The sequence below is a fragment of the Clostridium sp. HCS.1 genome (genome assembly GCF_047900555.1).
Classification (GTDB): Bacteria; Bacillota; Clostridia; order Clostridiales; family Clostridiaceae; genus Clostridium.
This window is the reverse complement of sequence record NZ_CP170704.1, coordinates 3,442,040-3,467,109: the sequence shown is the minus strand read 5'-3', so window position 1 is coordinate 3,467,109 and position 25,070 is coordinate 3,442,040. Positions and strand designations below refer to the sequence as shown.

23 protein-coding genes are annotated in these 25,070 nt (G+C 28.4%); 20 read left to right on the top strand and 3 right to left on the bottom strand.

Features of this window, described 5'->3' with window-relative positions:
* Window positions 1-109 precede the first annotated feature (109 nt).
* From ACFYH6_RS16665 to ACFYH6_RS16635, 7 genes are all read left to right on the top strand, one after another.
* Window positions 110-2,125 carry a methyl-accepting chemotaxis protein gene (locus ACFYH6_RS16665; protein ID WP_416179728.1) on the top strand — a complete coding sequence of 672 codons (2,016 nt, stop codon included), beginning with the start codon at window positions 110-112 and terminating at the stop codon, window positions 2,123-2,125.
* A gap of 268 nt (window positions 2,126-2,393) precedes the next feature.
* A complete protein-coding gene (locus ACFYH6_RS16660; RefSeq protein ID WP_316343803.1) occupies window positions 2,394-3,182 on the top strand; it encodes an electron transfer flavoprotein subunit beta/FixA family protein in 789 nt (262 codons plus the stop codon).
* An 11-nt stretch (window positions 3,183-3,193) separates the two neighbouring features.
* On the top strand, window positions 3,194-4,396 hold the full coding sequence (locus tag ACFYH6_RS16655) for an FAD-binding protein (RefSeq protein WP_416179727.1): 1,203 nt from the start codon (window positions 3,194-3,196) through the stop codon (window positions 4,394-4,396).
* Window positions 4,386-5,786: an FAD-binding oxidoreductase gene (locus ACFYH6_RS16650; RefSeq protein WP_416179726.1), complete on the top strand. Its 1,401-nt coding sequence runs from the start codon at window positions 4,386-4,388 to the stop codon at window positions 5,784-5,786. Before ACFYH6_RS16655 ends, ACFYH6_RS16650 begins: the two co-directional genes overlap by 11 nt.
* Before the next feature lie 154 nt (window positions 5,787-5,940).
* On the top strand, window positions 5,941-6,393 hold the full coding sequence (locus tag ACFYH6_RS16645) for a metal-dependent transcriptional regulator (RefSeq protein ID WP_316345389.1): 453 nt from the start codon (window positions 5,941-5,943) through the stop codon (window positions 6,391-6,393).
* Between the two features lie 29 nt (window positions 6,394-6,422).
* The gene (locus ACFYH6_RS16640) at window positions 6,423-7,865 is read left to right on the top strand and encodes an FAD-dependent oxidoreductase (protein ID WP_416179725.1); all 1,443 of its coding nucleotides are present in this window, start codon (window positions 6,423-6,425) and stop codon (window positions 7,863-7,865) included.
* Window positions 7,855-8,742, top strand: a complete 888-nt coding sequence (locus ACFYH6_RS16635; RefSeq protein ID WP_416179724.1) for a tocopherol cyclase family protein — start codon at window positions 7,855-7,857, stop codon at window positions 8,740-8,742. Before ACFYH6_RS16640 ends, ACFYH6_RS16635 begins: the two co-directional genes overlap by 11 nt.
* 53 nt (window positions 8,743-8,795) lie before the next feature.
* Here the strand turns inward: ACFYH6_RS16635 and pflB are convergent, their stop codons facing one another.
* Entirely contained in the window at window positions 8,796-11,027 is a 2,232-nt protein-coding gene (gene pflB, locus ACFYH6_RS16630) for a formate C-acetyltransferase (protein ID WP_416179723.1), read from the bottom strand.
* 214 nt (window positions 11,028-11,241) lie between these two features.
* On the opposite strand from pflB, the gene ACFYH6_RS16625 reads away from it, so the two are divergent.
* The 11 genes from ACFYH6_RS16625 to ACFYH6_RS16575 all read left to right on the top strand — a co-directional run bounded on the left by ACFYH6_RS16625 (window position 11,242) and on the right by ACFYH6_RS16575 (window position 21,099).
* Complete coding sequence (locus ACFYH6_RS16625) at window positions 11,242-11,562, top strand: (2Fe-2S)-binding protein (RefSeq protein ID WP_416179722.1); 321 nt, start codon at window positions 11,242-11,244, stop codon at window positions 11,560-11,562.
* A 191-nt stretch (window positions 11,563-11,753) separates the two neighbouring features.
* On the top strand, window positions 11,754-12,506 hold the full coding sequence (locus ACFYH6_RS16620; protein WP_416179721.1) for a DeoR/GlpR family DNA-binding transcription regulator: 753 nt from the start codon (window positions 11,754-11,756) through the stop codon (window positions 12,504-12,506).
* A complete protein-coding gene (gene pfkB / locus ACFYH6_RS16615) occupies window positions 12,503-13,408 on the top strand; it encodes a 1-phosphofructokinase (RefSeq protein WP_416179720.1) in 906 nt (301 codons plus the stop codon). The genes ACFYH6_RS16620 and pfkB overlap by 4 nt, the downstream gene beginning before the upstream one ends.
* Before the next feature lie 15 nt (window positions 13,409-13,423).
* Window positions 13,424-15,298, top strand: coding sequence for a fructose-specific PTS transporter subunit EIIC (locus ACFYH6_RS16610; RefSeq protein ID WP_416179719.1), 1,875 nt, complete (start codon window positions 13,424-13,426; stop codon window positions 15,296-15,298).
* Window positions 15,299-15,492: 194 nt separating this feature from the next.
* Window positions 15,493-16,080, top strand: coding sequence for a rubrerythrin (gene rbr, locus ACFYH6_RS16605; protein WP_416179718.1), 588 nt, complete (start codon window positions 15,493-15,495; stop codon window positions 16,078-16,080).
* Between the two features lie 165 nt (window positions 16,081-16,245).
* A complete protein-coding gene (locus tag ACFYH6_RS16600; protein ID WP_416179717.1) occupies window positions 16,246-17,895 on the top strand; it encodes a sensor histidine kinase in 1,650 nt (549 codons plus the stop codon).
* Window positions 17,896-17,913: 18 nt separating this feature from the next.
* Window positions 17,914-18,501 (top strand): response regulator, encoded by a 588-nt coding sequence (locus tag ACFYH6_RS16595; protein WP_416179716.1) that lies wholly within the window; start codon window positions 17,914-17,916, stop codon window positions 18,499-18,501.
* Between the two features lie 95 nt (window positions 18,502-18,596).
* Entirely contained in the window at window positions 18,597-19,037 is a 441-nt protein-coding gene (locus tag ACFYH6_RS16590; RefSeq protein ID WP_416179715.1) for a hypothetical protein, read from the top strand.
* Window positions 19,038-19,209: 172 nt separating this feature from the next.
* Window positions 19,210-19,377 (top strand): hypothetical protein, encoded by a 168-nt coding sequence (locus tag ACFYH6_RS16585; protein ID WP_316345568.1) that lies wholly within the window; start codon window positions 19,210-19,212, stop codon window positions 19,375-19,377.
* A gap of 489 nt (window positions 19,378-19,866) precedes the next feature.
* A complete protein-coding gene (gene sfsA, locus ACFYH6_RS16580) occupies window positions 19,867-20,559 on the top strand; it encodes a DNA/RNA nuclease SfsA (protein WP_416179714.1) in 693 nt (230 codons plus the stop codon).
* 33 nt (window positions 20,560-20,592) lie between these two features.
* Window positions 20,593-21,099, top strand: coding sequence for an NAD(+) diphosphatase (locus tag ACFYH6_RS16575; RefSeq protein WP_316345570.1), 507 nt, complete (start codon window positions 20,593-20,595; stop codon window positions 21,097-21,099).
* 41 nt (window positions 21,100-21,140) lie between these two features.
* Here ACFYH6_RS16575 and ACFYH6_RS16570 read toward each other — a convergent pair whose 3' ends face one another.
* Window positions 21,141-21,485 carry a hypothetical protein gene (locus ACFYH6_RS16570; RefSeq protein ID WP_416179713.1) on the bottom strand — a complete coding sequence of 115 codons (345 nt, stop codon included), beginning with the start codon at window positions 21,483-21,485 and terminating at the stop codon, window positions 21,141-21,143.
* A gap of 1 nt (window position 21,486) precedes the next feature.
* Window positions 21,487-22,737 carry a DUF1576 domain-containing protein gene (locus tag ACFYH6_RS16565; protein ID WP_416179712.1) on the bottom strand — a complete coding sequence of 417 codons (1,251 nt, stop codon included), beginning with the start codon at window positions 22,735-22,737 and terminating at the stop codon, window positions 21,487-21,489.
* Window positions 22,738-22,909: 172 nt separating this feature from the next.
* Here ACFYH6_RS16565 and ACFYH6_RS16560 point away from each other — a divergent pair, with 172 nt between their 5' ends.
* Together ACFYH6_RS16560 and lysA are read left to right on the top strand one after the other, a co-directional pair.
* Entirely contained in the window at window positions 22,910-23,587 is a 678-nt protein-coding gene (locus ACFYH6_RS16560; RefSeq protein ID WP_416179711.1) for a hydrolase, read from the top strand.
* Window positions 23,588-23,723: 136 nt separating this feature from the next.
* Complete coding sequence (lysA, locus tag ACFYH6_RS16555) at window positions 23,724-25,016, top strand: diaminopimelate decarboxylase (protein WP_416179710.1); 1,293 nt, start codon at window positions 23,724-23,726, stop codon at window positions 25,014-25,016.
* Window positions 25,017-25,070 lie beyond the last annotated feature (54 nt).

The window sequence follows — 25,070 nt, the reverse complement described above, 5'->3', positions numbered from 1 at the left end:
CAATGCTGAAAGGACTCTTATTTTTTATTACTATTTTTCTAAATAGTAGTGGGAATTATTCGAAAATAATATAGTAATTATAAAACATGTTCAAATATAAGGGGGAAAAATGAAAAAGAAAATAAAAAATAAGAGAAAAACATTGAAGGTTTTTGTTGCCAAATTCTTGGTTTTAACATCAACAATACCGTTAATAGTAATTGCTGTTGCCAATTTTTATTCATTAAATAAAAATATCATAAATTTAAGAAATTCTATTATTAACAAAAATATTAATTCTATTAATGAAGCATTAGAAACTAATGACAACAATAGCATAGGAGATGTTAATTTTTTATCTAAGGATGCCAATGCTAAAGGGATAAAAGATAATAAGAATAATGAAGCAGAATGGCTTGAAAAGTTATTTGAAAGTTATATTAATACTAAAATGGGTATTTCAAATGTGTATATGGGAAGCGAAGATGGTAAATTTATCATGGCTCCATATGAAGATACGGGTGGGAATTATGATGCAAGAGAAAGAGATTGGTATAAAAATTCTATAAACAATCCGGATAAAGTAGTGGTCTCAGATCCTTATGAGGATTACACAACTAAAAGAACTATGGTTACATACTCTAAAGCTGTATTTAATGATACTGGTGAATTACAGGGGGTAATTGGAATAGATAAAAATCTAGAATATTTATCTATTCTGATAAAAAAAATAGAAGATTATAATAATGCTTATTCTGTAATTTTTAATAATGATGGGACTATTATAGCTAATGAAGAAGTAGATTTAATAGGCAAAAATGAAGTTGATATTCCATGGATTAAAGAGGTTATTAAAATTGAAGACAATAATAGTGAATACATAAAAATAGATAATGAGTTCTATTTAGTTTCTAAATCTATAAATATACAAACAGGATATATAACTTGTGTATTTATACCTTTAAGTGAGACTATCAAGGAATATTTTTCAGAGTTAATAATTCCTTTAATTGTTTTTATAGTAACACTAGCAATTGTAATAATTGCTTCAAGGAATTTTATTAATAAGTTAGCTAAACCAATAAAAGGTGTAGTTGTATTATTAAATAAGATTAAAGGTGGAGATTTTACAGAAATATCGGAAGTGAAAAATGAATATAATGAAGAAGTAGCAGTTATGATTAATGCTGTAAATGATCTTTCACATGAAATGGGAATACTAATTTCAGGTATTCAAGATGAAGCAAATAGAGTTAATGATGGAAGTAGCACATTATTTGAAATAACAAAAGAGTCAAGTAATGTAGGAGAAGAAATAGCCACATCAGTTCAAGAGATAGCAGAAGGAGCAACTAATCAAGCAATACAATTAGATGATGGTGTTAAAAAAATTGGAGAGTTAGAGCAGGAAATAAATAAATCAATAATAAGCTCAAATAAGATGCTAAAAACTTCATCTGATGTAAAGCTATCTTCAAGAGAAGGTAGAATATCAATGGAGATATTAAGTGAAAAGTACTCTGAAAATAAAGAAGCTAATGACAATATAGTTAATAAGGTAAATATACTATCACATAAATCACATCAAATAGGAATAATTGTAGAAGCTATTAAATCTATTACTGAACAAACTAATCTTTTAGCATTAAATGCAGGGATAGAAGCAGCTAGAGTTGGTGAGGCTGGTAAAGGTTTTGCAGTAGTAGCAGAAGAAGTAAGAAAATTAGCAGAAGAATCAGCTAAATCAGCTACAGAAATAAATAATGTTATTGTAGAAATAAAAGGTAGTATTAATGAACTTTATATAGATATATTAAAATCAAGTGAATTAAGTAAAGAAACTGGAGTTAGCCTTATTGAAACTAGAGATAAATTTGAAGTTATAGATAATGTAATAAATGAATTAGAAATGAATGTTAAAGAAGTAACTAACTCTTTAGAGAAAATATCTTTATGCAAGGAGGATGTAGTTGTAAAAATATCTGAAGTTTCTACTGTTGGTGAAGAAACTGCTGCAATTACAGAAGAAGTAAGTGCTGCATCAGAAGAACAAGCATCAGCATTGCAAGAAATTGCTAATGAAGCCCAGGGATTAAAGGATAATTCTATGAGATTAAAGGAATTAATTAAAAAATTTAAGGTTTAGAAAAATGTAAAAATGAAGTGCACTACAGCTACTAGATGTAAAAAGCTAATAGTTATAGTGCATTTTTTATTATTAAATTATAGTACTTATATAATTAAAGTATTTATTAAAAATCATTTTCATAGAAATATAAATATGCGAAAGTTCTTTTAATAAGTTATTAAAATAACAAATATAGACAATTATATAAAATGGTATTACAATTATTCTGTGGAAAAGTGAAATAGAATTACAAGATATAATTATATATAATGGGGGGAAGGATACTATGAATACTATGGTCTGTATAAAACAAGTTCCAGGAACATCAAAAGTAGAAGTAGATGAAAAGACTGGAGTTTTAAAAAGGGATGGAATAGATAGCAAAATGAATCCTTATGATCTATATGCTTTAGAAGCTGCACTTAGAATTAAAGAGATAGTTGGAGGAACAGTTGATGCAATAAGTATGGGACCACAGCAAGCAATGGAAGTAATTAGAGAATCATTCTCTATGGGGGTAGATAATGGAATATTAATTTCTGATAGAAAATTTGCAGGAGCAGATGTTTTAGCAACTTCATATACAATATCTCAAGGTATCAAAAAAGCTGGAGACTACGATTTAATTATTTGTGGTAAGCAAACTACAGATGGGGATACTGCTCAAGTAGGGCCAGAAATAGCTGAATACTTGGGAATTCCTCATGTAACAAATGTGAAAAGAATATTTGAGGTTAAAGAGGATTCTATAATTATTGAAATGGATATGCAAGAAGTAAATGGAATATTAGAAGTAAAATTACCTTGTTTAATAACTGTTGAAAAGGATATTTATGAACCTAGACTACCATCCTATATAAGAAAAAAGAAAACAAAAAATAGAGAAATAAAAATCTTATCATTAAATGATTTAGAGGATAAAGATGAAAATAAGTATGGATTAAATGGTTCGCCAACTCAAGTTGAAAGAATATTTCCACCTGAAGTTAACTTAAAACATGAAAGTTTTACTGGTAGTTCAGAAAAGGTTTCCAAAGATGTTTTTAATAAATTAAAAGAATTTAAGTTCTTATAGGGGGAGTATATATGGCAAAGTTATTAATTAATCAAGAAAAAGTAATAAATATAGATGAACTTATTAGCATCTGCCCATTTAGAGCATTAGAAAATAAGAATGGGAAATTAGATATAAATTCTAATTGTAAAATGTGTAAGATATGTGTCAATAAAGGACCTAAAGGTGCCGTTGAGTATATAGAAGAAGAAAGGGTTTTAATAGACAAAAGTAAATGGAAGGGAATCACTATATATGTTGATCATATAGATGGCAATATACATCCAGTTACCTTTGAGCTTATAGGAAAGGCTAGAGAACTTGCAGATAAAGTTAAACAAGAAGTTTATTGTATTTTTATTGGATCTAATATAAAAGAAAAGGCAAAGGAATTGCTTCATTATGGGGTAGATAAGGTATATGTTTATGATGATGAAAGTTTAAATAATTTCAATATAGAACCATACACTGCAATCTTTGAAGATTATATAAGTGATATTAAACCTTCAGTTATTTTAGTGGGTGCAACTACTATTGGAAGGTCTCTAGCTCCAAGAGTAGCAGCAAGATTTAGAACGGGATTAACTGCTGATTGTACTATATTAGATATAAAAGAAAATACTGATTTAGTACAAATAAGACCTGCCTTTGGTGGAAATATAATGGCTCAAATAGTAACTCCTAATTCAAGACCACAATTAGCTACTGTTAGATATAAGGTTATGTCAGCACCTGATAGAAATCCAGTATCTAAAGGAATAGTTATTATTTGTGATGTAGATAAGAAAAAATTATCCTCAAATATAAAAATAAAGAACGTAGTTAAAAAGCAAAAAGAGCATAGTATCTCTGACGCTGAGGTTTTAGTAGTAGCAGGAAGAGGCGTAAAAACTGAAAAGGATATGGACATGGTAAGAGAGCTAGCAGAATTATTAGGAGGAGAAGTTGCTGTCACAAGGCCTTTAGTTGAAGCAGGATGGGAATTACCAAATAAACAAGTTGGATTAAGTGGGAGAACTGTCAGAGCTAAATTAGTAATAGCTTGTGGAGTATCAGGAGCAGTTCAATTTACTGCTGGAATGAATAATTCAGAATATATTTTTGCAATAAATAAGGATGAAAATGCATCCATATTTAAAGTGGCTCATTATGGAATTGTAGGAGATATATATGAAATTATTCCTAAATTAATAGAAATGATTAAGGAAGATGGGGGGAAGGCATATGCAATATAATAAGGTTCAAGAAGTTAATATTATTCATATAAAATCAATAATTAAAGATGAAAATAGAATTTTCTATGGTGATAATATAAATGAAGATTATAGTCATGATGAATTAGCTTTTATTAAAGTAAAACCAGAGTTAGTTGTTAAGGTTAAGAGTACTGAAGAAGTCTCATTAATTATGAAATATGCCTATGAAAATAATATACCAGTTACAGCTAGAGGGTCAGGTACTGGTTTAGTGGGAGCTTGTGTTCCACTAAGTGGAGGTATAATAATAGACCTAAGTGATATGAATAAAATAATAGAGTTAGATGAAGAAAATTTAACTTTAACTGTTGAACCAGGTGTATTACTTATGGAAATAAGTAAGTTTGTACAAGAAAATGATCTTTTCTATCCTCCAGATCCAGGAGAGAAAACAGCTACAATAGGAGGTAATATTAGCACTAATGCAGGAGGTATGAGAGCTGTAAAATATGGAGTTACAAGGGACTATGTTAGAGGCTTAGAAGTAGTTACAGCAAGTGGAGAAGTATTAAATCTAGGTGGTAAGGTAGTTAAGAATAGTTCTGGATACAGCTTAAAGGATTTAATAATAGGATCAGAAGGAACTTTGGGGATTATTACTAAGGCAATATTGAAGTTACTTCCATTACCTAAAAAATCTATAAGTTTATTGATACCCTTTATTGATTTAGAGACAGCAATAGAAACTGTTCCAAAGATAATTAAATCTAAATCTGTTCCAACAGCTATTGAATTTATGGAAGGAGAAGTTATTAAATCAGCAGAAGAATATTTAGGAAAGAAGTTTCCAGATCATAGCTCAGATGCCTATCTATTATTAACTTTTGATGGTAACTCAAAAGAAGAAGTAGAAAGAGCATATGAAAATGTAGCAGAAATATGTTTGCAGCAAGGAGCATTAGATGTATTGATTTCTGATACTGAAGAAAGGCAAGAGTCTATATGGTCCGCTAGAAGTGCATTCTTGGAGGCTATAAAAAATTCTACTACAGAAATGGATGAGGTAGATGTAGTTGTTCCTAGAAATAAAGTAGCCAATTTCGTAAAATTTACTCATAATTTACAAGAAGAATATAAAATTAGAATACAAAGTTTTGGACATGCTGGCGATGGGAATCTTCATATATATATACTAAGAGATAATTTAGATGAGGATATCTGGAACAAACTGTTAAATGATGTTATGAAAAAAATGTATGATAAAGCTAATGAATTATCAGGACAAGTATCTGGTGAGCATGGAATAGGATATGCTAAAAGGGAATATCTAAAGGAATCTTTAAGAGGAGAAAATATAGAAATAATGCAAAATATAAAGAAAGTATTTGATGATAAAAATATATTAAATCCAGGAAAGATTTGTTGGTAGAAAATTAGAAGATATATTTAAAGGGATATGAAAATAATTATGCTTATTTAAAGCTAGGGCATTATTGTTTTCATATTTTTTTATTTATATGAATTTAATAAAAATTATTAAATATAAATATATAAAGATAGTATTTTTGAGTGGAGATAAGGCTATGCCTAAGGGTTTTTATACTTTTAATAATTATTTTAAAATAAATTCTAATATAGTTACAGCATCTATGGAAGATTATATAGAAATGATTTATAGACTATCAAATAAAACTGGTTTTACTAGGGTGGTTGATTTATCTAAGGCATTAAATGTGAAACCAGCCTCTATAACAAATATGATAAGAAAGTTAGATGAATTAAGCCTAGTTACTTATGAAAAATACGGATATATAAAGCTTACAGAAGAAGGGCATAGTTATGGAGCATACTTATTATATAGGCATAATACTATAGAAAAGTTTTTAACTATAATAGGTGTTACAAACAATATTTTAGAAGAAACAGAGAAAATTGAGCATGTTTTAAGTAAAGAAACTTTTGAGCGAATTGAATATTTTATAGAAATTATTGATAATCATCCAATAATAAAAGATAAATTAGGGAAGAATAGATAATATTATTATTTAGTTAATGGAGTGATTATATGAAATCAGTTTGGTCTGAAAGCTATAAAACAAATAAAAAAGAACATAAATTAGATATAGAAGAGGCTGATGTAGTTATTATAGGGGGAGGTATAGCAGGAGTATTAACAGCCTATATGCTAAAAGAAAATAAAATAAATGCTGTGGTATTAGAGAGAGGGAAAGTTTTAACTGGTAATACAATGAATACTACAGCCAAAATTACAATACAACATAATATTATATATGATAAATTAATTAAGGAATTTGGAAAAGAAAATGCAAAAAGATATGCTTTAGCTAATCAACTAGCTTTAGAAAATTATGAAGAAATAATCAGCAAAAATAATATTGATTGTAATTTTGAAATAGCTGATGCTTATATTTACACCTTAGATTCACCAGAAAAAATAGAAAAAGAGTATAAGGCGGCAGTAAGTTTAGGAATAGATGCTGAATTAGTAGATAATACTGAACTACCATTTGAAGTTGCTAAAGCTGTTAAGTTCAGAAATCAAGCACATTTTAATCCGATAAAGTTTTTAAATCATATTATAAAGGACTTAACTATATATGAAGATACAACTGCTATAGAAATAAAAGATAATATAGTAGTTACAAATAGGGGTGAAATAAAGGCTAAAAGCATAGTAGTAGCTACACATTTCCCTATTATTAATGTTCCTGGATATTATTTTTTTAGAATGCATCAAGAAAGAGAGTATGTTATTGCCTTAAAAAATGCTCAACTTTTAAAAGGAATGTATATAGATGAAAAAGATGGAGGATATTCATTTAGAAGATATGAAGATTATTTAATTTTAGGTGGAGCATCTGGGAGAACTGGAAGTAATGAAGAAGGTGGTTCTTATAAGAAATTAAGGGATTTAGCTAAAAAGCTCTATCCAGATTCAATTGAAGAATATCATTGGTCTGCACAAGATTGTATGACTTCAGATGGAATCCCTTTTATAGGTGTATATTCAAAGGAACTTCCTAATGTTTATGTAGCTACTGGATTTAATAAATGGGGAATGACATCATCTATGGTTTCAGCAATAATAATTAGTGGATTAATAAATGGTAAAGCATATGATTTCAATGAAATCTTCTCTCCAAGTAGATTTGATATGACGGCATCAATTAAAAATTTACTTAAAGATGGATTTGAAACAACATATAACTTTATTGCAGAAAAAATAAGAATTCCAATGGAAACTGCAGAAAATATTAAAAATGGAGATGCTGGAATAGTATTATATGAAGGGAAAAAGGTTGGAGTATATAAAAATCAAGAAGGTAAGATTTATGCTGTATCTACTAAATGTCCACATTTAGGATGTGAATTAAAGTGGAATGCTGATGACTTATCCTGGGATTGCCCTTGTCATGGATCAAGATTTAACTATAAGGGAGAATTCTTAGAATCTCCAACTATTAAAGATTTGAAGTATGAAGAATAAAGAAAATTATACTAAGAAGAAAGGCTATTTTGAAGGCTGGTATTTCAAGCATCAAAGTAAAGAGCTTAGTATTTCATTTATCCCAGGTATAAATATAAACAGGAATGGAGATAAATATGCCTTTATTCAGATTATTACTGAAAATAAGTCCTATAATGTAAACTATGATTATAAGGATTTTTCTATAAGTAAAGATAAGCTTACAATAAAAATAAAAGATAATATTTTTTCATTAAGTGGAGTAATAGTTAATATAAAGAACAAAGATATTAATATAAAAGGAAGACTTATTTATAAAAACATTACTCCTATAAAGAAAGATATAATGGGACCTTTTGCACATCTTCCATTTATGGAATGTTTTCATGGAGTTTTAAGTTTAAATCATACTTTAGAAGGAAGTTTATTTATTAATTATAAAGAATTTAAATTTAATGGAGGTAAAGGATATATAGAAAAGGACTCAGGAACATCTTTTCCTGATAAATATCTATGGGTACAATCTAATTATTTTAAGAATAATGATATAAGTATAATGGTTTCTATAGCTAATATACCCTTTTTAGGTTTTAAATTTATGGGATGTATAGCCATAGTTTATTATGAAGGCATGAAATATATATTAGCCACCTATAATGGAGTAAAGATAATATCTTACAATGAAAAGGGATTAATAATTAAGAAGGGTGAATATAGATTAGAAATAGAAATAGAAGAACTACATCCGCAAAAGCTTTTGGCTCCAAATGGCGGAGAAATGATAAGAACAATAACAGAAAATATCTCCTGTAATGCAAGGTTTAAATTTTATAAAGGTAAAAATTTAATTTTTAAGTTAGATTCAGATAAAACAAGTTTTGAATATGTAAGTAATTAAAAAATGTGAAGTATAATATTATACTTCACATTTAATTATTTCAAATCAAATAATTACATTGATTTGTGGAATGTTCTATTTATAACATCTAATTGTTGTTCTCTTGTTAACTTAATGAAGTTTACAGCATATCCTGAAACTCTGATAGTTAATTGAGGATATAATTCTGGATGTTCCATAGCATCTAATAAAGTTTCTCTATCAAATACATTTACATTTAAGTGTTGAGCACCTTGAGAGAAGTATCCATCCATCATTGTTCCTAAGTTATGGATTCTATTTTCAGGTGTCTTTCCTAATGCATCAGGTATTATTGAGAAAGTATTTGATATACCATCTTGTGAATGCTCATATGGTAATTTAGCAACTGAGTTTAATGATGCTAATGAACCACTGTTATCTCTTCCGTGCATTGGATTAGCTCCTGGAGCAAATGGTTCTCCAGCTTTTCTTCCATCTGGAGTAGTACCAGTCTTCTTACCATAAACAACATTTGAAGTTATTGTTAATACTGATTGAGTGTGGTATGCATTTCTGTATGTCTTGTTCTTTCTGATTTTATTCATCATATTTTCAACTAACCATACAGCAATATCATCAACTCTATCGTCATCATTTCCATATTTAGGGTAATCGCCTTCAACTTCAAAGTCGATAGCTACGCCTTCTTCATTTCTTATTGGCTTAACCTTAGCATATTTAATTGCTGATAAAGAGTCAGCACAAACAGATAATCCTGCTATACCGCAAGCCATTGTTCTGAATACATCTCTATCATGTAAAGCCATTTGTAATTTTTCATATGAATACTTATCATGCATGTAATGAATAACATTTAAAGTGTTAACATAAAGATTAGCTAACCAATCTGTCATAGTTTCAAATCTTTCCATTACTTCATCATAGTTTAGATATTCACTAGTTAGTGGAGCAAGCTTAGGTCCAACTTGCATTCCATATTTTTCATCTTTACCGCCATTAATAGCGTAAAGTAAAGTCTTAGCTAAGTTAACTCTAGCACCGAAGAATTGCATTTGTTTACCAACTCTCATAGCAGATACGCAACAAGCAATTGCATAATCATCTCCCCAGTATGGAGCCATTAAATCATCATTTTCATATTGAACTGAGCTTGTATCAATAGAAACCTTTGAACAGAAATCTTTAAATCCTTGAGGTAATCTAGTTGACCAAAGAACAGTTAGGTTTGGTTCTGGTGATGGTCCTAAAGTATATAGTGTATTAAGAATTCTGAAAGAGTTCTTAGTAACTAATGTTCTTCCATCTAATCCCATACCACCAATTGATTCAGTAACCCAAGTTGGGTCTCCTGAGAATAAATCATTATATTCTGGAGTTCTTAAGAATTTAACAAGTCTTAATTTCATAACGAAATGGTCAACTAATTCTTGAGCTTCCTCTTCAGTTATTAATCCAGCTTTTAAATCTCTTTCAATATATATATCTAAGAAAGTAGAAGTTCTTCCAAGAGACATAGCAGCACCATTTTGGTCCTTTATAGCTCCTAAGAATCCAAAGTATAACCATTGGATAGCTTCTTTAGCATTCTTAGCTGGTCCAGATATATCAAAACCATAAGTTTCAGCTAATCCTTTTAATTCTTTTAAAGCAACTATTTGATCAGATATTTCTTCTCTTAATCTAATTACTTCTTCATCTATACATTTAACTTCTAAGCTCTTCTTTTGAGCAATTTTATCTTCTATTAATCTATCTACACCGTATAAAGCAACTCTTCTATAGTCACCTATAATTCTTCCTCTACCATAAGCATCTGGAAGTCCAGTTATAACTCCTGATTTTCTTGCAAGTCTCATTTCATCAGTATAAGCATCAAAAACACCTTGATTATGAGTTTTTCTATACTTAGTAAATATTTCAGAAATTCTTGGACTTACTTCATAACCGTAAGCTTTTGCAGCATTTTCAGCCATTCTTATACCACCAAAAGGCATTACAGCTCTCTTTAATGGAGCATCAGTTTGAACTCCAACTATTTTTTCAAAAGCTTCATCTATATATCCAGCTTTGTATTCATTTATTCCAGAGATAGTTTCAGTATCAATATCTAAAACCCCACCATTTTCTCTTTCCTTTTTGAATAATTCACTTACTTCTTCCCATAATTTTTTAGTTGAATCAGTTGCACCTACTAAAAAATTATCGTCGCCAGTGTATGGAGTATAGTTTAATTGAATAAAGTTTCTAACATCAATAGACTTAGTCCATTGGCCTTGCTTAAAATTGATCCATTCTTGCTTCATACATTGCACCCCTTTTTAACTATTTACAAACATTCTTACAATTGGGAATAATTCTCAATGAATAATGTTTATCTTCTACATTTTATCATTAAGTACTAATAATTGCAAGAATGTCTTAAAAGTTAAGTAAAATCTTTAATTTTATTATATTGATAAGAAATAATCTTACTGTATAATTATAATATATAATTAGAAGTTTTGGGAGGACTTTTTTATGGCTGGCGAAAGAAAAATTTGCAGATGTAGAAATGTTAGCTATTTAGATATAAGGCAAGCTATGAAATCAGGTGCTAGAGATATAGAAGATATTATGGAAGCTACAGGTGCTGCAACTTGTTGTGGGGGCTGTACTAGTGAGATATTATCCATATTAAATTCAGCTTGTAGCTGTAATTCTGTTTCTATTAATGAGGTGTTGGATGCAGTTAAGTCAGGAGCTGATTCAACAGATAAAGTTGGAGAAGTTACAAAAGCAGGTACTACTTGTGGTAGATGTATGCCATTAATAGAAAGTATTGTAGAATTAAAAAAATAAAAAGTTATATATTTAAATAGAAAAATAGATTTAAACTACTGTAGTTTAAATCTATTTTTCTATTTAAATGATTTTTTATGAATGAAAATGATTGATTTTTAGATTTGAAGTGAAATAAAATGAATTATTTTGAATGAAATCTCTTGAAATCGTTTTAGAAAAGGAGTATTATTTTAACAAGGAGTGATTTTATGTTAACAGAAGAAAGACAAAAGTTAATATTAGAGGAGCTTAATAAAAATTCAGTAGTATATGTTAGTGATTTAGTGAAGAAATTAGATGCTTCAGAATCAACAATTAGAAGAGATTTAAATTCATTAAATGCAGAAGGAAAACTGAAAAAAGTTCACGGGGGAGCTACTTTAGTTGAAAAGGAATTTAATACTAAAGATGATGATATTTCAATAAGAGAAAATTTGAATATAGAAGATAAGGCTGTAATTGCAAAATATGCAGCTAGCTTAGTAACTAAAAATGACTTTGTTTATATAGATTCAGGAACAACTACAAATTTAATTATAGATTACTTAGAAGAAACAAATGCAGTATATGTAACAAATGGAATAAATCAAGCTAAAAGATTAATTAGCAAAGGATTTACAACTTATATAATTGCAGGAGAGATAAAGGCAACTACAGAAGCAGTAGTAGGAATAGAAGCAATAAATAGTTTGAAAAAATACAATTTCACCAAAGGTTTTTTTGGAACTAATGGTATCTCTGAATATAGAGGGTTTACAACTCCGGACATAAAAGAGGCTTTAGTTAAAGAAGAAGCTATTAAAAGGACTAGAAATCCTTATATTCTTTCAGATAAAACAAAATTTAATGAAATAAGTTGTATCACATTTGCAGAGATAGATGAAGCAGTAATAATTACTAATGAATTAGAAGATACTAGATATTATGATAAAACTGAAGTAGTGGAGGTCTTAAAATTATGATATATACTATAACATTTAACCCAGCTCTTGACTATATAGTTAGAGTTGACGATTTTAAGATAGGAGAAGTTAACAGAACATCCTATGAAGAGATATATGCAGGAGGAAAAGGAATTAATGTTTCTATAGTTTTAAATAATTTAAATGTAGAAAATATAGCTCTTGGATTTATAGCAGGATTTACAGGAGAAGAAATCCAAAATAGATTAAAACAAATGGGTTGTAAAACAGATTTTATAAAACTAAATAGTGGTATGTCTAGAATAAATGTTAAGCTGAAATCAAAGGAAGAGTCAGAAATAAATGGTCAAGGACCAGATATTAATAATGATGATTTAGATAAATTATATAAAAAATTAGATCTATTGAAAGAAGGTGATATGTTAATTTTAGCAGGAAGCATTCCAAGTACCCTTCCAGAAAATATATATGAAATTATAATGGAAAGGTTATTAGATAAAGGAATAAAAATTATAGTAGACGCAACAAAGGATTTATTATTAAATGTTTTAAAATATAAACCATTTTTAATTAAACCTAATCACCATGAGTTAGGGGAATTATTTAATGTTAAGATTAAAAATGACGATGAAATTATACTTTATGCTAAAAAGCTTAAGGAAATGGGAGCAAGGAATGTATTAGTTTCTATGGCTGGAGATGGAGCCATATTTATAACAGAAGATAATAGGGTTATAAAATCAGATGTTCCAAAAGGAAAGCTAGTAAATTCTGTAGGTGCAGGAGATTCCATGGTAGGAGGCTTTATTGCTGGATATATTAATGAAGGTAATCTAGAAGAAGCTTTTAAAATGGGGGTAGCAACAGGAAGTGCTAGCGCATTTTCAGAAGGATTAGCAACTAAAGATAAAGTGAATGAATTATTAAAAGAAATATTATAATTTGGAGGATGAATTATGAAAATTACAGATCTATTGAACAGAAAATCTATAGCAATAAATCCTAAAGTAAATTCTAAAAATGAAGCAATAGATAAGTTAGTAGATTTAATGGATGCTTCAGGAAATTTAGTGGATAAAAATGAATATAAGAAAGCAGTGTTAGCTAGAGAAGAACTTAGCACTACTGGAATAGGTGATGGAATAGCTATACCTCACGCTAAAACAAAAGCAGTTAAGAATGCTGGTTTAGCAGCTATGATAGTAAATGATGGAGTAGATTATGACTCCCTTGATGGGAATCCAGCAAAGATATTCTTCTTAATAGCTGCTCCAGATGGAGAAAATAATGTGCATTTAGAAGTTTTAGCAAGACTTTCAACTATGTTAATGGATGAAAAGTTTAGAAATGCTTTAGAAGGTTCTAAAACGCCAGAAGAATTTATAAAATTAATTGATGAATTTGAAAATGAAAAAGTTAATAAAGTAAAAGAAGGAAGCAAAGATGGATATAGAATATTAGCAGTAACAGCATGTCCTACTGGAATTGCTCATACTTATATGGCTGCTGAAAGTTTAGAAGAAAAAGCGAAAGAAATGGGAGTTTCAATAAAAGTAGAAACAGATGGTTCAGGTGGAGCTAAAAATGTTCTAACTGATAAAGAAATAGAAGCAGCAGAATGTATAATAGTTGCAGCAGATAAAAAGGTTGAAATGGCAAGATTTAATGGAAAGAAAGTTATTCAAACTAAGGTTGCCAATGGAATTCATAAATCAGAAGAATTAATTAATAGAGCTATATCAGGAGATGCACCTATTTATAATCATAATGGTTCTAAAGACATGGAAGATAGTACTTCAGGAGAAAATGAAGGTATAGGACGTCAAATATATAAACACCTTATGAATGGAGTTTCACATATGCTACCATTTGTAATTGGTGGGGGTATATTAATTGCTCTAGCATTTTTATTTGATGATTATAGTATAGATCCTGCAAACTTTGGTATGAATACACCATTTGCAGCTTTCTTAAAGACTGTAGGTGGAACAGCTTTTGATTTCATGTTACCAATATTAGCTGGATATATTGCTATGAGTATAGGTGATAGACCAGCACTTGCAGTAGGTTTTGTAGGTGGTATGCTTGCTAATAAGGGTGGATCAGGATTCCTAGGTGCATTACTTGCAGGTTTTATTGCTGGATATTTAATAGTAGGCTTAAAGAAGTTATTTGAAAAACTTCCAAATAGCTTAGAAGGTTTAAAACCAGTATTACTATATCCATTTTTTGGTATATTAATTATAGGTGCAATAATAATATTTGTAATTAATCCACCTGTTGCAGCTTTAAATAATGGAATTACTAACCTTTTAAATAACATGGGAGAAAGTAGTAGAATATTACTTGGAGCACTTTTAGGAGGAATGATGGCATTTGATATGGGTGGTCCGTTAAATAAGGCAGCTTATGTATTTGGAACTGCATCATTAGCAAATGGCCAATTCGAATTTATGGCAGCAGTTATGGTTGGTGGTATGGTTCCTCCATTAGCAATAGCATTATGTACTACATTCTTTAAAAAGAAATTTACTAAAAAGGAAAGACAATCAGCTGTTACTAATTATGTAATGGGATTATCATTTATAACTGAAGGGGCAATACCTTTTGCAGCATCAGATCCCTTAAGAGTAATACCTTCTTGTGTAATAGGATCAGCAATAGCGGGAGCATTATCAATGTATTTTGGATGCCAACTTAGAGCACCTCATGGTGGAATATTTGTATTGCCAGTTATAAGCAATCCTCTTGGATACTTTATAGCTTTAGTAGCTGGATCAGTAATAGGAATGATAGTTTTAGCTGTATTAAAGAAAAATAAATATGATTAAGTAAAAAATAGCCATAAGAATACCTTATGGCTATTTTTTTTATAAAAAGAAAGAAAAGTCTAAAAATTAAATAAAAGCGGAGAAATTATCAGATAATTCTTATTATTTAATGGTTAAGCCTTTGATAAAAAAAAATATATGTAATATAATGTATTTATAGGAAAATTTAAAAATTTATAGGAGTGTGGTAAATTATGAAGAGTTTAAAAGGAACTAAAACTGCTGAAAATTTAATGAAATCTTTCGCTGGGGAATGTCAAGCAAGAACAAGATATACTTACTATGCCAGCGTAGCTAAAAAAGAAGGCTATGTTCAAATTTCAAACATATTTATGGAAACTGCGGAGCAAGAAAAGGAACATGCAAAGAGATTCTATAAATTCTTAAAGGATGAATTTGCTGGAGAAGAAATAGTAATAAATGCTGGATATCCAGTAGCATTATATGATGATACTGCTAGCAACTTAAAAGCAGCTGCAGCAGGAGAAAATGAAGAATGGACTCAACTTTATCCAGAGTTTGCAAGAATTGCTAGAGAAGAGGGATTCCCAGGAGTTGCTGTTGCATATGAAAGAATAATGGAAGTTGAAAATATGCATGAAGATAGATATCTTAAATTACTTAAGAATGTAGAAGAAGGAAAAGTATTCAAAAAAGACGAAGTAGTTCTATGGAAATGTTCAAACTGTGGATATATATTTGAAGGAGCAGAAGCACCACAAGCGTGTCCAGCATGTTTACATCCACAATCATACTTTGAACTATATACTGAAAGATATTAATAATATAGATAAGGACTTAAGGGGTAACTCCCTTAAGTTTTTTTTTATTTAATTCCTTGATGCATTTATGAAAAAACAATAGTATTTAGAGTAATAAAAACAATATCTAACTGTTAGTACTTTAATGTATAATTAATATGTAAGTAAAACTGAAAGGGGAATATTATGTTTAATTCCTTAAATAAAAAAGTTAAATTTATTTATATATTTTTAGGTATAATAATAGTTATTATTTGGTCCTTAACAGCAGTAAGTGTATATATGACAAAAAATTCTACAGATGGACCAATAAGTAATAGTTATAAGAGCATAGATTCAATAAAAAGTATGATAAATGCAGTAAATAACCAAGAAAAAGCTATACTTATTTATCTTCAAGGAGATAAAGAAAAGGCAGTTAACATATTTCATTCAAATGATGATGAATTTTATAAGTGGTTATATATTGTAAAGGGAAATATTACAGATAATGAAGAAGCTAAGCTATTAGAACAAGTTAATTATGAATACATAGAATTTAGTAAACTATTTTCTTTAATACAAGATTATAGCAATGGAGAAAACTATAGCGAATTAGTAAAATTCTATAATGACAAAATAGCACCACAAGTAGGAATTGTAATTGATGATTTAAAAGGCTTAGAGAAATTAAATGAGGATATTATTTTAATAGAAAAAGATACTTTTCAAAGTAAAACAAAAGAAATTATATATTCTATTTCTTTATTCTTCTTAATTGCTGCTATTATTTTTGGAATAACTTGCTTTGTTTTAATAAATAGATACTTTTATGCAATAAATTTATTAGTATATTCATTAAACGATGCAATAATATTATTAGATAAAGATTATAGATTTAAATTTATTAATAAGAATGGAATAAAGTTATTTGAAATAAATGAAAAAGATTATAAAAGAAAGTATTTTTTAGATCTAATCAATTTGCCTGAGATATATAATCTAATCCAAGAGTATGAAATCAGTAAAGAAAATAATAAAGTTATAGAAGTTATTTACAGAAATAAACGACTATTTCTTAAAATAGATATTTCTTCAAATAGAGAAGGAAATAGAAAAAATAGTGATATATTATTAGTTATTAAGGATACTACAGAGGTAATAGAATCAGAAGTTGCTAATAAAAATTTAATTTATACTATATCACATGAGTTAAAAACTCCATTAACTTCAATAATGATGGGTATAGGACTTGTTAATAATGAAAATATTGGACAATTGAATTCGAAACAAAAGGATATAGTTGATACTATGGAAGAGGATATTCAGAATCTAAATGAATTAGTATCAGATTTATTAAAGGTATATGAAATACAATCAAATAAAAATAGTTTAAATAAAAAAAGCTATGATGTAAGCAAAATTATAATGGAGTCTTTTTCTAATTTTGAATTTCAAGCAAAAGAGAAAAAGATAGCTTTAGAAATAAATTTAAATACTAAGCTGCCTTATGTAATGATAGATAGTGAAAAAATAAAGTGGGTTTTAAATAATTTAATTTCTAATGCTATAAGGTACACTGAAAATGGTGTAGTGAAAATAAGTGCTAGTTATGATAAAGAAAAGGTATTTATATCTGTTACAGACACTGGTAGAGGAATTCCAGAAGAATATTTGAATAAAATATTTGAAAGATTTGTTAGGGTTGAAGGCTTTAATATACCTCAAGAAAGTACAGGATTAGGACTTGCTATTGCTAAGGAAATAGTAGAAATGCATGGTGGAGAAATTTGGTGTGAAAGCAAGATAGGAGTAGGTAGTAAATTTACTTTTACTATCCCATTAGTTAAAAATTAGAATTTAGGAGTTGAGGTTATGAAAAGAGTTCTAGTAATAGATGACACGAAGAATATTAGAAATTTATTAAGTACTTGTTTAGAAATAAGAGGATATAACGTAATTACAGCAGATAATGGAGTAGAAGCTTTAAGAATTGTAAAAAATAAAGATATAGATATTAATTTAATATTTTTAGATATTAGAATGCCTGGTATAAGTGGCACAGAAATTTTAAAGAGTATAAAAGAAGAAAGGGAAAACTGCCCAGTTATAATAATGACTGCTTTTGCTACAGTTAAAAATGCAATTGAATGTACAAAGCTAGGTGCATTAGTATATCTACAAAAGCCCTTTTCAACTGATAGGATAAATAGTGTTCTAGCTGAGATTGAAGGTAAAATAGAAGATAATATTAAAAATAATCAAGATGATAATTTATTAAATCAAGTAAAATTATTATTAAATGACGAAGAAAATGCTATAGAAGCACATAAGTTACTTAAAAAGGCTATAGGAATTGATCCATATAATAAAGAAATCTATTTATTAATTAGTAAAGTAAATAAGATTTTAGGAAAAGAAGAAGAAGCGGAAAGATTTGAAAAAATTTATAAGCTTTTTTAAATATATAGCTTTAATTATAGAAATGTTTTAAATTTGTAAAAACTAAGATATAATAAAGTAGTTAGAATTTTTATATAATTAGGAGGGGATTAAATATGTTTTTAAATAAATTAAATAAAGAAGAATCAATATGTTTTTTAAATTTAGTTTCAATTTTTACTAAAGTTGATAATAAATTTGCAAGAGAAGAAAAGGTTCTAGTTGATGAATATAAAGAAGAATTAGGAATAGGTACTGAAGAAATTATAGCTATAGAATATGATGATATAATAAAAAAATTAAGTAATTCATCAGAGAAGTCTAAATTGATTATATATTTTGAATTAGTAGGATTAGCACTAGTTGATGGTGATTATGAGGATCAAGAAGTTGACTTTTTAGAAAAAATAGCAAGTGAATTTAAGGTATCAAGATCAAAGAGATTTGAAATAGCAAATTATTTTTATAATTTTAAAGATGTGGATAAGTTTACTACAGTAAATGAAGATAATAATATTGAACTTTTAAGAGAACAAGCAGAAGCAATTATAAATTAATAATAAATAATATTTTATATAAGTAAGGGAAGTTGATAGCTCCCTTATTTTTTTGAAGTTTTACAAATAGTTTACTTTTATACCAAAGGAGATTTATTGAAAAAGAAATATATATTATGTAAAATATATTTGGATTAAGGAATTAGACAAATAAGGGAGATAAAAATAAATTATGATAATAATATTATTATTAATATCAGTATTTGCATCATTTAAATTAGCTGAAGAAAAGGGACAAAACAAATTTATATGGGCATTAGCAACTGCTTTTATTGGACCATTTGTTTTAGGAATTCAGTATTTAGTTTCATGGTACAAATTTAGAAATTCAATATTATAATTAATAGCTGTATTAGAGAGTACTTTTTAAAAGACTTTTTAATACAGCTTTTTAGTTAATTTATTCTTTACACAGAAATATAAAATGTGTATAACTATAAAGAGTATATGTTGAAATTGTGGAAAGTTATCCACAAAATGTGGACAACTATTAAAAACTGTTGAAAACTTTTAAAAAAGTATTGACACAATATATATGTATTGAATATATGTTTGTAACAATATGATGATTTTTGTTGAGTATTAAATGTATATGTTATATAAGGTAAAATGAGAAAAAAAGTATATGTATGGATAAAAATATAGTTATGCACAGTTTGGACAAAATGTGGATAAAAACTGTGGATAATGTTACAATTATAATGAAAATATAGAAAAAATCAGAGTTTTTTCTAATTAAGCTGTGGAAAACTTTATTCATTTAAGTGAATAAGTTTGAAAATTTATGAGAAAAATGTAGAAATAAGCAATAATTTAAGGGAGTAGAAATATGAAGTTTGATAAAAATATCCTTCAGGGGAAATTTATAAGTAGACCTAATAGATTTAATGCAAAAGTACTATTAAATGATGAAGAAATTGTAGTTCATGTTCCTAATACAGGAAGATGTAGGGAGATATTGAAGGAAGGTACTAAGGTATTTCTAAGAGAAGAGTTAAATCCAACTAGAAAGACTAAATACGATTTAATTGCAGCAATGAAAGATAACATATTAATTAATATTGATTCACAAATTCCAAATAAAGTAGTTTATGAAGCTTTACAAAATAAAAAAATTGAAAATTTAAATAATTATAGTAAAATAGACAGAGAAAAGACTTTTGGGAAAAGTAGATTCGATTTTAAGTTATCCACAGAAAATGATGAAATATATTACCTAGAAGTAAAGGGAGTTACTTTAGAGCAAGAAGGCTATTGTAGATTCCCAGATGCACCTACAGAAAGAGGTGCTAGACATATAATGGAGCTTATTGAAGCAAAAAGACAGGGATATGGGGCAGGTATATTATTTTTAATACAATTAAATAATGTTCATACATTTTCTCCAAATGATGAAACTGATATTGAGTTTGCTACTGCTTTAAGGTTAGCTAAAGAAAATGGTGTGGATATAATGGCTTATAATTGTATAGTGGATGAAAATATGATTGAAATTAACCAAGAAGTAAAAATAATATTGTAAGTAATTTAGTTTTTGCTAATTAAGAGGTGGGATATGAAGTATAAGTTTTGCCCTATGTGTGGCAGAGGGTTAGAAGAGAAATTTAGTTGGGATGAAGGTGGAGTTCCTTACTGTTCTCATGATGATATAATGTTTTTTGATACTCCTAAGCCATGCATAATGGTAGCAATAATAAAGGATGATGAAATACTATTATTAAAGCAAAGCTATATATATGAAAATTCAAAGGTATTATTATCAGGATATGTTGGTAATAATGAAACAGCAGAAGAAGCAGTAAGTAGAGAAGTTAAGGAAGAAGCTGGTATAGAGATAGATAATATAAGATATTTGGGTTCAGATTATGTAGTGGATAAAGAGATTTTAATGATAACATTTGTTGCAGATTTTGTTTCAGGAGAAATTAAGAAATCTGCAGAGGTAGAAGGAATTGGGTGGACAAAACTTTCTAAGGCTTTAGGAGAAATGAAAGAAGACCTTATAGGAACAAAAGTAGTTAAAAAGGTATTAGAATTAAGAAGTAGCTGTGGCACAATATAAAATTAGTAATGAAAAAAGAGGCTGTTTTAACAGCCTCTTTTTTATATTTCATTTCTCAATATTTTAAAAGTTAGTATATTATTTGAATAAGTTACATCTGCATTATCTATCATCATTCCTATTAGAGTAAGCTCACCATTTTTCTCCCCCTCGCTATCTAGATTCCAATAATATTCTTCAATTTCATGTTGTCTATCAGTATTTAGTATATTAATTAAGCTGTCTAATTCATCTTGTTCTATACTAATTATCTCTCCCCAAATATCAATATTTGTTGTAGAGTCATTTTTAGTAAATTTAACATTAATATCTTTTGCACCTAACTTATGTAAGTAAGTCATTAGTTCATTAATAATTTTTAAGTTTCTTTCAAATTGGTATTTCATTTTATAAAGTCTCCTCCTTAAAAACATTTATTACTGGAATTAAAATCATTGCTACGAATCCTGCTGCTAAGCCATTGTTATATAAATTAAGCCCTCCATGAAGGTACCCTATATTAGTTACCATATTTACATGTAAAAATCCAGCTAATATACCTATTTTATATCCAAACTTTCCTGCTACTGGAGCTAAAGCAGTAGAGAAAAGAATAGATAGTATTAATGATGGTGAATTAATTGGATTAATATTAATTAAGGCTCCCAAAATTGCTCCTATAATAATCGGAATAACGTTTACAGGATGCTTACCAAAGGCTCCGAAGCCAACAATAGTAAATATTCCAGCAATAGTAGGGCCATTTAAATTGGATTTTAGAGCTAACACAAGTATTGTTGATAAAAGACATAATATTCCCATATTAAAGTAACATGTATTTCCAAAGGATATATAAAAATCACTAACTAATCTACCTGGCTGCTTAATTAATGATAAAAAGTCTTTACTTATTGAAGAATTTTTATAAATCCCAAGAATAATTAAATAGATAGATAAAATTAGTAATAGAATTGCAAAAATAAAATTTGATTCTGTATTCCACAACATTCTAGATTCAAATTCTATTCCCAGTGCTCTTAAAATAGCCATTAGCAATGTAGCATAAATACCTGCCGAAAAACCAACATTATATAAGTTATATCCATTGTGGACTTTAATACAATGAGAAGAAATAGGTGCTAAAATGAATCCTGTTAAAATACCAATTATATATCCTAATATAATCCCAATAGGTTTTGAAAAGTAGTTTGTAAAACTTAGTTGACTTACAGTAGGTGCCAATGTAGTAGAAAGCATTGCAACTAAACTATAATTAAGAAAGGGTTCTTTTTGATATCTAGAGTAAAGATAAACACCAATGATAATTGGCCAAATGTTAAATATATTTTTTCCAAAGAAGGAAAAACCACATATTAACCATAAGGACATAATAGTAGATCCATTTGGCTTAACACCAATAAATACTAAAATAAATAATGCAAACAGGCTAGTTAAAGCAGAGTTAATAAGAGAAGCGCCAATTCCTCCAATTTCTACATAATCAGAAATTAATATATCTGGGCTAAGAATTATTTTTTTTAGTCCAGTCAGTATTTCAATTGGAGAATCTAGAATAAATGCAACCACAATAAAAAATAGATATATAGTTATTAAAACAATATATGGTGGGTATAATTTAACCTTCTTTATATAAATCACCTCTTAGAATTTTTTATTAGTTAGCAATAATAAAGATATTAGATATTGATTCTTATTTAATAATTTTATAAAATAATCTAGTTAAATATATATTAATATGATAAAAAGATAGTATAATATAATTATACGAAAAAAAATAATAAAGAGAAAGATAAAATAGGAGGAGTTTTATATGGATGGGAAGAAAATAAAACAGGTACCAGAGATAAAAGGCGCATTAAGAAGCCATGTAATAGAGGTTCCTTCTTGTATTAGAGACTGTAGTGGGATAAAAATATTTGGCAAAAGAATAAAATCTTTATTATTTACAACGGATGTAGCAATTATAAAAAATACAAATGCTGATGCTATAATTGCAGTATATCCATTCACCCCTCAGCCTATTATAACTCAAGCTTTAGTTATGGCAGCTGATGTTCCTGTTTTTTGTGGAGTTGGAGGAGGAATTACTCAAGGTAAAAGAGTAGTTAATTTAGCTTTAGATGCAGAATTTAAGGGAGCTATGGGTGTTGTTGTAAATGCACCAACTTCTAATGAAATAATAAGTAATGTAAAAGAAATAATAGATATACCTGTAATAGTGACAATAGTGTCTGAATGTGAAAACATAGCAGAAAGAATAGAGGCAGGAGCTACTATATTAAATGTATCTGGAGGCAAAAATACTCCTAATATAGTTAGGAAAATAAGAGAAGAGTTCCCTAATTTTCCTATAATAGCAACTGGTGGACCTACTAATGAAAGCATTATGAGAACTATAGAAGCAGGAGCAAATGCAATAACATATACACCACCACCATCAGGGGAAGTAATGGGGAATTTAATGGACAAATATAGAGGTGAAAATTAAAAAAAGTCTAATTCAATTGCATAAATATAGAATAACTATCAAAAAAAGTGTATAATAATAAATAGAATGAAAAAAGCCACTATGATTAACCATGGTGGCTTTATCATAATATTTTAAAATATATTGGAGGAAATATATGAAACTTTTTGGGGCAAGCAAAATTGAAGAAAATGATCTAGTCATTGGAGGCATAAAGGCCAGTGATTTAGCTAAAGATTATGGAACACCACTTTACGTAATGGATGAAGAACTTTTATTAGATAAATGTAGGGGCTATATAAAGGGATTTAAAGTTAAAGAGAATAACAATAGAGTAGCTTTCGCAGGAAAAGCATTTTTAACAATTGAAATGTGTAAATTAATTAATGAAGAAGGTTTATATTTAGATGTAGTTTCTGGGGGCGAATTGTATACTGCATATAAAGCTGGCTTTCCAATGGAAAAAATATATTTTCATGGAAACAATAAAACCTTAGAAGAAATAAATCTTGGAATTAAATTAGGTGTAGGAAGATTTATTGTAGATAATATTGATGAGATAGCTACAATTAATGAAGTAGCAGAAAGCTATAATAAAAAGCAAGATATATATCTTAGATTAACACCAGGAATAGAAGCGCATACCCATGATTATATAAAAACAGGACAAATAGATTCAAAGTTTGGTTTTGCACCTGTAGGAAATATTATTATGGATGCTGTAAAGAAGTCATTAGAGTTAGATAATATTAATTTAGTAGGCCTTCATTGTCATATAGGCTCACAAATATTTGAGACAGAACCATTTAAAGATGCAGCGGAAGTTATGTTAAAATATATATATGATATAAAACAAGAAACAGGTCATTATATTGAAGAACTAGATTTAGGTGGAGGCTTTGGAATTTATTATTCTGAGGGAGATGCTCCAAAAAAAATAGAAGATTACTGTAAGGTTATATTAGATACTGTTGAAAAAGTCTGTTGTGACTTAGAAATTAAGAAACCTATATTAACAATAGAACCAGGTAGATCAATTGTTGCAAATGCTGGTACTACGTTATATACTGTAGGAACTATTAAAGACATACCAGGAGTTAGAAAGTATTTATCAGTAGATGGAGGAATGACGGATAATATTAGACCTGCATTATATGGTGCAAAATATGAGGCTTTAATTGCCAATAAGGCATTAGCACCAACAGATGATAAGATTACAATAGCAGGCAAGTGCTGTGAGTCTGGAGATATATTAATTAACGATATAGAAATTCAAAAAGCAGAAATTGGAGACACATTAGCTATTTTATCTACTGGTGCCTATGGTTTTTCAATGGCAAGTGGATATAATAAAATAGCTAGACCAGCAGTGGTTTTCGTAAGAAATGGTGAAGCAAGAGTAGTTGTAAAGAGACAAAGTTACGAAGATTTAATTAAAGAAGAATTATAATAGTATAAAGAGGGGCTGCTTTGACAGCCTCTATTTTAATAGATTGTATGCTAT

Excerpts from the sequence above, each read along its gene's own strand:
- ACFYH6_RS16665 (WP_416179728.1), top strand. The coding sequence starts at position 110 with ATGAAAAAGAAAATAAAAAATAAGAGAAAAACATTGAAGGTTTTTGTT.
- ACFYH6_RS16660 (WP_316343803.1), top strand. The coding sequence starts at position 2,394 with ATGAATACTATGGTCTGTATAAAACAAGTTCCAGGAACATCAAAAGTA.
- ACFYH6_RS16655 (WP_416179727.1), top strand. The coding sequence starts at position 3,194 with ATGGCAAAGTTATTAATTAATCAAGAAAAAGTAATAAATATAGATGAA.
- ACFYH6_RS16650 (WP_416179726.1), top strand. The coding sequence starts at position 4,386 with ATGCAATATAATAAGGTTCAAGAAGTTAATATTATTCATATAAAATCA.
- ACFYH6_RS16645 (WP_316345389.1), top strand. The coding sequence starts at position 5,941 with ATGCCTAAGGGTTTTTATACTTTTAATAATTATTTTAAAATAAATTCT.
- ACFYH6_RS16640 (WP_416179725.1), top strand. The coding sequence starts at position 6,423 with ATGAAATCAGTTTGGTCTGAAAGCTATAAAACAAATAAAAAAGAACAT.
- ACFYH6_RS16635 (WP_416179724.1), top strand. The coding sequence starts at position 7,855 with ATGAAGAATAAAGAAAATTATACTAAGAAGAAAGGCTATTTTGAAGGC.
- pflB (WP_416179723.1), bottom strand. The coding sequence starts at position 11,027 with ATGAAGCAAGAATGGATCAATTTTAAGCAAGGCCAATGGACTAAGTCT.
- ACFYH6_RS16625 (WP_416179722.1), top strand. The coding sequence starts at position 11,242 with ATGGCTGGCGAAAGAAAAATTTGCAGATGTAGAAATGTTAGCTATTTA.
- ACFYH6_RS16620 (WP_416179721.1), top strand. The coding sequence starts at position 11,754 with ATGTTAACAGAAGAAAGACAAAAGTTAATATTAGAGGAGCTTAATAAA.
- pfkB (WP_416179720.1), top strand. The coding sequence starts at position 12,503 with ATGATATATACTATAACATTTAACCCAGCTCTTGACTATATAGTTAGA.
- ACFYH6_RS16610 (WP_416179719.1), top strand. The coding sequence starts at position 13,424 with ATGAAAATTACAGATCTATTGAACAGAAAATCTATAGCAATAAATCCT.
- rbr (WP_416179718.1), top strand. The coding sequence starts at position 15,493 with ATGAAGAGTTTAAAAGGAACTAAAACTGCTGAAAATTTAATGAAATCT.
- ACFYH6_RS16600 (WP_416179717.1), top strand. The coding sequence starts at position 16,246 with ATGTTTAATTCCTTAAATAAAAAAGTTAAATTTATTTATATATTTTTA.
- ACFYH6_RS16595 (WP_416179716.1), top strand. The coding sequence starts at position 17,914 with ATGAAAAGAGTTCTAGTAATAGATGACACGAAGAATATTAGAAATTTA.
- ACFYH6_RS16590 (WP_416179715.1), top strand. The coding sequence starts at position 18,597 with ATGTTTTTAAATAAATTAAATAAAGAAGAATCAATATGTTTTTTAAAT.
- ACFYH6_RS16585 (WP_316345568.1), top strand. The coding sequence starts at position 19,210 with ATGATAATAATATTATTATTAATATCAGTATTTGCATCATTTAAATTA.
- sfsA (WP_416179714.1), top strand. The coding sequence starts at position 19,867 with ATGAAGTTTGATAAAAATATCCTTCAGGGGAAATTTATAAGTAGACCT.
- ACFYH6_RS16575 (WP_316345570.1), top strand. The coding sequence starts at position 20,593 with ATGAAGTATAAGTTTTGCCCTATGTGTGGCAGAGGGTTAGAAGAGAAA.
- ACFYH6_RS16570 (WP_416179713.1), bottom strand. The coding sequence starts at position 21,485 with ATGAAATACCAATTTGAAAGAAACTTAAAAATTATTAATGAACTAATG.
- ACFYH6_RS16560 (WP_416179711.1), top strand. The coding sequence starts at position 22,910 with ATGGATGGGAAGAAAATAAAACAGGTACCAGAGATAAAAGGCGCATTA.
- lysA (WP_416179710.1), top strand. The coding sequence starts at position 23,724 with ATGAAACTTTTTGGGGCAAGCAAAATTGAAGAAAATGATCTAGTCATT.